We start from the raw sequence: 848 nt of genomic DNA, 5'->3' as shown, positions 1-848 counted from the left end.
ATCAGCGCGGCGCACCCCATGTCGATCGTCTGGGAGCGGGCGAGCCGTTCGGTCCACCGGTTGTCGATCGCGTCGATGACCGAGGCGTTGCCCTTGTCGTCGGCGATCGCCATGGGAGCCGCCTTGCCCCCGAACATCGTCGGCATGCACATCTGCAGCTCGGGGAACGCGCGGCCCATCAGGTCCGCGTCGATCACGGGGAGCCGCTCCCGCGCCGCCAGGCAGAACGGGATGACCGAGTTGAGCCCGCCGATCTCGATCGGCATCGTGTGCGTCGCCCGCCGGCCCAGGTGGTGCTCGAGCTTGCGGAACGCGGTCACGACCTCGTCGGCGCTGGGGAGCTTCTCCACCATGACCGTGGGGGCGCCCATCATCGCCGAGGGGATCACGAACGCGTCGTCGGGCACCTCGTCGAGGTCCACGACCTCCACCGGCCCGTGCTTGCGGATCGCGTTGCGGGCCAGCAGCGTGCCGATGTAGGGGTCGCCGCCGCCGCCGGTGCCGAGGATGCCGGCGCCGAGGGCGATGTCCTCGAGCTGCCGCTCGTCAACGAGTCGCACTGGTCTACCTTCCGAGCTGCAGGTCTCCGACGGCCTTCACCTTGATCCGGACGGCGTTGCCGGGGACGTAGGCCAGGGCCAGCTCCTCCTGGTCGACGATCCGGACCGACTCGGGCAGGGCCCCGGCCGCCACCGCCCGCTCGGCCGCCAGCTCCATGGCCAGCTCGAGGGCCGCGTCGCGGGAGAGCTGCGGGCCGACGGCGTACATCTGGTCCACCTCGCCGCCGACCTGGGCGATGGCGGCGCCGATCGCGTTCGCGACGGCGTGGTGGTCGGGGCGGATCAGCT

1 protein-coding gene and 1 pseudogene are annotated in these 848 nt (G+C 71.7%); both read right to left on the bottom strand.

The genetic code is table 11. The features are described 5' to 3' along the window. A partial coding sequence (locus PKE99_RS37945; protein ID WP_271215085.1) for an S-methyl thiohydantoin desulfurase family protein occupies nt 1-560 on the bottom strand: 560 nt, incomplete at its 3' end. A gap of 4 nt (nt 561-564) precedes the next feature. Continuing rightward, nucleotides 565-848: pseudogene (locus PKE99_RS37940) on the bottom strand (hydantoinase/oxoprolinase family protein); the annotation flags it as partial.

The organism is Pseudonocardia halophobica, assembly GCF_027922425.1.
Taxonomy (GTDB): domain Bacteria; phylum Actinomycetota; class Actinomycetes; order Mycobacteriales; family Pseudonocardiaceae; genus Pseudonocardia; species Pseudonocardia halophobica.
Note: the sequence above shows the minus strand (reverse complement) of the source record. Positions and strands in the feature narration are given on the sequence as shown.